Raw genomic sequence first — 7,007 nt, forward strand, 5'->3', positions numbered from 1 at the left:
CGGATCCTGGGTGTCGTGGTGGCGTTCTTGTGCAGCCTCAGATGCATCGTTTCAGCTCCAGCATGACCTCTCGGGCCAAGAGTAAACCACGGCGTGAACCAATTAACCAATCATCCGGGACACGACAATTAGTTTCATAAAATTTCCTGTCAAAGTACGGGTTAAAAACTCAATGCTTGGGTGGCAGGGATCACGTTTGGTGCAAGGTGGTCGCATCTTGCGGATGCACCGGCTCAGCAGTGACATCCTCTTCTTGCTCGTCTGGTCGATGGGCCAGACGATAAAGAATGGGGAGTACGAGTAGCGTCAGTAATGTGGAAGACACGATGCCGCCGATCACCACAGTGGCCAAGGGCCGCTGAACTTCTGCGCCGGTTCCAGTGGCAATCGCCATCGGGATGAAACCCAAAGACGCCACCAGGGCCGTCATCAACACGGGGCGCAAGCGGGTCAACGCGCCGTTCCGAATGGCCGCGTCCAGAGGCATTCCCTCCTCTCGCAGGGTGCGGATGTAGGAAATCATCACAAGGCCATTGAGTACGGCCACACCTGACAGCGCGATGAAGCCCACGGCGGCGGAGATGGACAGCGGAATGTCGCGCAGCCACAGCGCCAGGATGCCGCCGGTCAGTGCAAACGGAATGCCGGTGAAGACCAGCAAGCCGTCCTTGACATTGCCGAACATAGCGAACAGCAGCACGAAGACCAGCAGAAGCGACACTGGCACGACGATCTGCAAGCGCTGCGTGGCGGATTGCAGGTTCTCGAACGTGCCGCCCCAACTCGTCCAATAGCCAGTGGGAATCTTGACTTGCGCCAGCGCTGCCTCGGCGTCGGCCACGAAGGAACCCACGTCACGGCCGCGCACGTTGGCGCTGACCACGATGCGGCGCTTGCCGTTTTCCCGGCTGATCTGGTTGGGGCCGGGCGCCAGCTCGAAGCTCGCCACCTCGGCCAGTTGGATGAAGTTGGTTCGGCCCTCGCCGCCGCCCGCGCCACCCGTTGCGCGCGGCAGAGGAATCGGCAGGCGCTTCATGCTTTCCAAGTCATTACGCAAGGACTCGGGCAAGCGCACCAGAATGTCGAAGCGGCGGTCGCCCTCGAACAGCGTGCCGGCCTCGCGCCCACCGATGGCGGTGGCCACGGCGTCCTGGATGTCGGCCACGTTCAGCCCATAGCGCGCGGCTTTCTGGCGGTCGATGTTCACGGTCAGCATCGGCAAGCCGGTGGTCTGCTCCACCTTGACTTCGGAAGCGCCGGGAATCTTCTGCAGCATGGACGAGACCTCCTCGGCCGTCTTGTTCAAGACATCCATGTCGTCGCCAAAAATCTTCACCGCCACATCGCTGCGCACCCCCGAGATGAGTTCGTTGAATCGAAGTTGGATCGGCTGGGAGAATTCGTAGTTGTTACCCGGTATCTTGCCCACGACCTCCTGAATGGCCGCCAGCAATTCGTCGCGCGACTTGCGCGGCTCAGGCCACTCAGACATTGGCTTGAGCATGATGTAGCCGTCAGAAATGTTCGGTGGCATGGGGTCGGAGGCAATTTCCGCCGTTCCAGTGCGTGCAAATACACGGTCGATCTCGGGAAATTTGGCTTTCAGCGTTGCTTCCAGTTGCTGCTGCATCGCCACCGATTGCGACAAACTGGTGCCAGGAATGCGCAAGGCCTGAATGGCGAAGTCTCCTTCGTTCAAGCTGGGCACGAACTCACTGCCCATGCGCGTTGCGATCAAACCGCACAACACCACTGCCACGGCTGCGGCAGCCAACACAACAGCCTTGGCTGCCATCACGCGATCTAGCAAGGGACCGTACCAGCGCTTGGCTTGCACCATCAAGAAGTTTTCCTTTTCGCTGACACGGTTGCCAATGAACAGTGCGACCGCTGCCGGGATGAAAGTCACCGACAGGATCATGGCCCCCACGAGTGCAGCCACCACCGTGAACGCCATCGGGTGGAACATCTTCCCTTCCACCCCCGTCAGGGCGAAGATGGGCAGGTAGACCACCATGATGATGAGTTGCCCGAACAGCAGCGCGCGGCGTGATTCCTTCGATGCCAGGAACACCTCGTGAAAGCGTTCCGCCCGCGTCAACGGCCTGCCGTAGTGCGCCTGTGCATGGGCCAGGCGTCGCACGCAGTTCTCGACGATCACCACCGCTCCGTCGATGATGATGCCGAAGTCCAGCGCCCCGAGGCTCATCAGATTGGCACTCACCTTGTTGGTCACCATCCCCGTGAAGGTGAACAGCATTGACAAGGGAATCACGGTCGCCGTAATGATGGCCGCTCGAATGTTGCCCAGGAATAGGAACAGGATCACGATCACCAGGATCGCACCTTCCAACAAATTCTTCTTCACCGTGCTGATGGCTTTATCCACCAACACGGTACGGTCGTAAACGGTGACCGCATGCACGCCTTCAGGCAGGCTGCGGTTGATTTCTTTCATTTTTTTGTCGACGGCCTGGGAAACCGTTCGGCTGTTTTGCCCGATGAGCATGAAGGCCGTGCCCAGCACCACTTCGCGCCCGTTGGCTGTGGCGGCACCCGTGCGCAGTTCACGCCCCAGCCCAACCTCGGCCACGTCACGCACCCGGATCGGCACACCACCGACGCTGCTGACGATCACGTTGCTGATGTCCTCCAAGGTTTTGACCTGACCGGGCGCTCGAATCAGATATTGCTCGCCACGCTTTTCGATATAGCCCGCGCCCACGTTGCCGTTGTTGCGATCCAATGCCGTCACGATGTCCTGTAAGGTGATGCCCAGCGAGGCAAGTCGCTCGGGTATCGGCGAGATCTGGTATTCCTTGGCAAAGCCGCCAATCGAGTTGATTTCTGTGACGCCGGGCACGTTGCGCAACTGCGGCTTGATGATCCAGTCCTGAATCTCGCGCAGATCGGTGGCCGTATAGGGTTGGCCATCAGGCTTCTTCGCACCATCCTTGGCTTCGACCGTCCACAGGTAGATCTCGCCCAAGCCGGTCGAAATCGGACCCATGGTCGGGGTAATTCCGGGGGGCAACTTGTCGCGCGCCTCCTGGATGCGTTCGTTGACCAATTGGCGCGCAAAGTAGATGTCGGTGCCGTCCTTGAAGATCACAGTCACTTGTGACAGTCCATAGCGGGACAGGGAACGGGTTTGCTCCAGGTTGGGAAGGCCCGCCATCACGGTCTCAATCGGGTAAGTCACCCGTTGCTCGGTCTCCAGCGGTGAGTACCCCGGCGCTTGGGTGTTGATCTGTACCTGGACGTTGGTGATGTCCGGCACGGCATCGATGGGGAGCTTCTGGTAGTTGAATACGCCGACGGCCGCCATACCGATGACTGCCAGCAACACCAACCATCGATGTTCGATGGCTGCTCGAATAAGTTTTTCAAACATGTGCGTGGCTCCGGTATCAATGGGTGTGTTCGGCAGAAGCTTTGCCGAGCTCAGACTTCACGACAAAACTTCCTGCTGCCGCGTAGGGAGCCCCCGGCTTGAGTCCTTGCACCACCTCGACCCGCTTGCCATCACTGCGGCCCAACTGCACGGGCTGGGCAATGAATCCCCCATTCACCTTTAGGAACACCACTGGCTTACCGCCGACGGTCTGAATGGCATCACTGGCCACTGTCACGGGCACGTCAGCCTCAGAGGAGGTCACTTCCACGTTGACGAACAGCCCAGGACGCCAAGCACCTTTCGGGTTGGCCAAGACCACTCGGGCTTTGGCCATACGGGTTTGTTCGCCAATCAGCGACCCAACAAAGGTGATGACACCTGTAGCGCTGGCATCGAATGCAGTTGCCTTGATGGTCACTTTTTCGCCGACTCTAACCAGCGGCAAGTCCTTGGCTGGCACGTTGATTTCAGCCCAAACCTGCCCCAGATCGGACACGGTAAACACGGCAGCGTCTTCCTTGACGGCTTCACCGAGGCTGAGATGTTTTTCAATCACCAAGCCATCGAATGGCGCACGCAATTCAAAACGGTTAAGCCCCCCCTGAGAACCTGGGGCCAGCCCCAAAGCGGATAGCTTCTGTTGAGCGTTGGCCACAGCGACTTCCGCCTCGTGCAGCGCTTGCTCGGCTTGCAGATAGTCTTGCTCTGCGGAAATTTTTTGCTCCCAGAGCCGCTTTTCACGCTCGAACGTGGTCTTCGCCAGGGCCAGACGTTTTTGTGCGGTTTGCAGTTCACTGCGTTGCTCAGACGCGGCCGGGCTGGCAATGACTGCGAGAACCTGTCCCTTCTTGACTGCTTGACCCAGACTGGCCTGAACGCTCTCGACCACTCCTGCAATGCGTGGGACAACGTGCGAAGTCCGGTCTTCGTTCAGGCGAATTTCCCCGGGCAATTGCAGGACGGACTTGATTCGTGCCGCGCCAGCCGTGTCGATGCTAATGGATGCCGCTTTGATTTGCTCATCACTGAGTTCGACCTTCCCCTCTTCTTGGTTGAGCACGAACATGAAGCGTTCTTTGGCGGTCTGGGCAACGATGCTTATTTCAAACGCGTGCGGCTCCGGCACGACCTCGCGGCTCAACAGGCTGTCCTTGTCAGGTGCGAAATTTAGAGTCTGCTTCTCTCCGGTCAAGCGCGTGATGGTGGCGCTGACCTTGGCTGCGCCGCTGGGTAGAGGCTTGTCCTTATCGAACAACCAGATGCGCAAACGGGGTTCGCCGCCGTCCTCGGCCAGCAACGCTTCCAGCCCGAAATCCCCCTCCTTGAACAGCTTGCCTCCATGCGGCCCCTTGGTCGGGGCCTCGTGGTGCTCGCCGTCCGCATGACCCTTGTCGTGGTCGTGTTTGTCTCCACTCTCCTTGCCGTGATGCTCACCATCACTGTGTGCCTTGGCTTCAACGTGGCTGCCGTGACCGTGGCCGTCATCTTCGGCTGTCTTGGTTGCTTTGCCGCCGAGAATGGCGCTGCCCAGTACAACGCCCGTCGCAACGATCACGGCGATGGCGATCAGATGCTTCTTGCTGACATTCAGTTTGTTGGTATCGATTTTCATGTTTATTCCTTATTCGCTGGCTGGGTGGCATTTGCGCCAGATTCGCCGAGCACGCGGTCAATGTCTGCAGCCGTGCGATGCGCCTCAGCCAATGCTTTGAGGTATTGAGACTTGGCGGCAAAGTAGGTGCGCTGTGCGTCCAGCACTTCCAAGAAGTTGAACTTGCCGTTTTCAAATCCGACGGTGGCCGCGTCGTAGGCACTTTTGGCCCCAGGTAAAACATCTTGTTGCAAGACGTCGACTTCCCTACGAATGGATTCCAGCCGCTCGCGGGCTTGCAATACGTCCGTGCTGACTCGTATGTTCAAAGCTTGGAGTTCGTCCCGCGCCTTGTCTTCGCGCTTCAACGCTTCCAACAAGTTCCCCTGATTGCGATCAAACAGCGGCAAAGGGACGGAAACACCGAACAGCAGTTGATTGCGCTGCAGTTCGGTGGGGCGTTTCACCCCTAGGCTGAATGTGACGTCGGGTATCCGTTTGCTGCGCTCTACATCGACCAACGACCTGCGGCGCTCAACCTCCAGCTGCATACGGCGCAGCGTTGGCGAAGTGGACAGGCGCTGCTGGACGTTGTCGAGCGAAGGGACAGCCGGAAGCTCTTCCACGTTGCCCGACACGAGAGTAAATCGCGGTGGGTTGGCCCCTAGCAAACTGGCCAAGCGTGCCCGAGCATTGCGTTGCTCGCTCTGGGCCTGTGCCAATTCGACTCGCACACCTGCTTCGGCTACCCGTGCCTTGGTTTCTTCGACCGGAGAAACCTTGCCCGCTGCCACGCGTTTGGCAACAGCATCGGTAGCGCGTTTTGCCAGATCGACACTGGCTTGAGCCAATGCTGCGCGTTCCTGTGCCGCCAAAGTCTCGAAGAAGGCAGCGACCACGGCGGCACGAATTTCGACGCGCCGCGTGTTCAGTTCTTCAACTGCGACGTCACGCCCTCGCTCTGCCGCGGCAATGCGGGCAGCGCGCTTGCCCCCCAGCTCGATGGGCAGATTGATCTGGACGCTTTGCGTGCGGGTTGGCGTGCGTTGGTCTTCGAGCGAGTACGCCAGCTCGGGATTAGGACGTACTCGTCCCTGAATTACCTGGCCCTCCACGGCCTCGATCTCCCGTTGGGCGACAGTCAGGTCAAGATTCGCCTCCAAAGCCAGCGCGACGGCCTTTTGCAGGGTCAGGGGCGTTGCTGCTTCAATCTGCTCTACGCCGTTGGCGCTCTGCCCAAGAGCTGGTGCCGTCGGCAATAACTGAGCGAAAGCCGTCCCCGTCATGAGCGCAAGGAGCAAGCCTGCCGCAACCGCCCTCGCGTTGTAATTGTGAATATCCTTCAGCATCCGATTCTCCAGTGATTTGAAATACACAAGGGAATCGGCGGGGGGCGATCCAGATGATCGCCAGCAACGTCATCACATCAGCCGCGCGAAGCCGGCTGGATACCGTAGCGCGCCATGCGCGACGGCAGGGGTGAGGACGAAGGGAAAGGAACGCGCTCCCCGCCGATCAGGCGAGGACACGCCACTGAGGGCGCTCTAAACGTTCAGGTGGAGGCGCAGCAAGGTGCTCCGGGGGATACCCCGTATCCAGGGACGGGCTGACCGGCGACGCCAGCTTGACATCCCCTGACAAGACCGAGAAGCACCCGGCATGACAGGACGCGCAATCAGGATCGCCACCCAGGGTCTTGGCCGGATCAGGGCTGGCATCCTGGCCGTCGGCCGCCTTGTGCTGATGCGCATGGTGGCCGAAGTGCTTGGCCGCAGCTCCGGTTTCATGCTGGCAATAACTGGCCACTGCCGCCCAACTGAATTGAAGCGGCAAGAACACCAGCAAGACGATGGCCAGCCATTTGCGCATAGGGGTAACAGTGTAGCAGCTACAGGGCACTTCGCAAAACCCCATTTCCGAGAGCTGAACCGGCATGAGGGCGCTCGCGTCGTTCAGTTCGGGGTTCTCGGTGCCGCTCAGGCCCCGTCATCGCCGCCTTGGCGGGCGCCCGAGGCCCTG

Annotated in this window: 4 protein-coding genes; all 4 read right to left on the minus strand. The window is 59.6% G+C overall.

Going from position 1 to position 7,007, the window contains the following annotated elements; genetic code table 11:
• Positions 1-190: 190 nt before the first annotated feature.
• On the minus strand, positions 191-3,394 hold the full coding sequence (locus Tfont_RS13960) for a CusA/CzcA family heavy metal efflux RND transporter (protein ID WP_143969893.1): 3,204 nt from the start codon (positions 3,392-3,394) through the stop codon (positions 191-193).
• A gap of 16 nt (positions 3,395-3,410) precedes the next feature.
• On the minus strand, positions 3,411-5,009 hold the full coding sequence (locus Tfont_RS13965; protein ID WP_143969894.1) for an efflux RND transporter periplasmic adaptor subunit: 1,599 nt from the start codon (positions 5,007-5,009) through the stop codon (positions 3,411-3,413).
• Positions 5,010-5,011: 2 nt separating this feature from the next.
• Entirely contained in the window at positions 5,012-6,337 is a 1,326-nt protein-coding gene (locus Tfont_RS13970; protein ID WP_143969895.1) for a TolC family protein, read from the minus strand.
• A gap of 166 nt (positions 6,338-6,503) precedes the next feature.
• Positions 6,504-6,857, minus strand: coding sequence for a hypothetical protein (locus Tfont_RS13975; protein ID WP_083840419.1), 354 nt, complete (start codon positions 6,855-6,857; stop codon positions 6,504-6,506).
• Positions 6,858-7,007: the final 150 nt, after the last annotated feature.

It is taken from the genome of Tepidimonas fonticaldi (genome assembly GCF_007556755.1).
In the GTDB taxonomy this organism is placed as follows: Bacteria; Pseudomonadota; Gammaproteobacteria; order Burkholderiales; family Burkholderiaceae_C; genus Tepidimonas; species Tepidimonas fonticaldi.

Bases quoted from the DNA above. Each gene is read 5' to 3' on its own strand.
- Tfont_RS13960 (WP_143969893.1), bottom strand. From the start codon at position 3,394: ATGTTTGAAAAACTTATTCGAGCAGCCATCGAACATCGATGGTTGGTG.
- Tfont_RS13965 (WP_143969894.1), bottom strand. From the start codon at position 5,009: ATGAAAATCGATACCAACAAACTGAATGTCAGCAAGAAGCATCTGATC.
- Tfont_RS13970 (WP_143969895.1), bottom strand. From the start codon at position 6,337: ATGCTGAAGGATATTCACAATTACAACGCGAGGGCGGTTGCGGCAGGC.
- Tfont_RS13975 (WP_083840419.1), bottom strand. From the start codon at position 6,857: ATGCGCAAATGGCTGGCCATCGTCTTGCTGGTGTTCTTGCCGCTTCAA.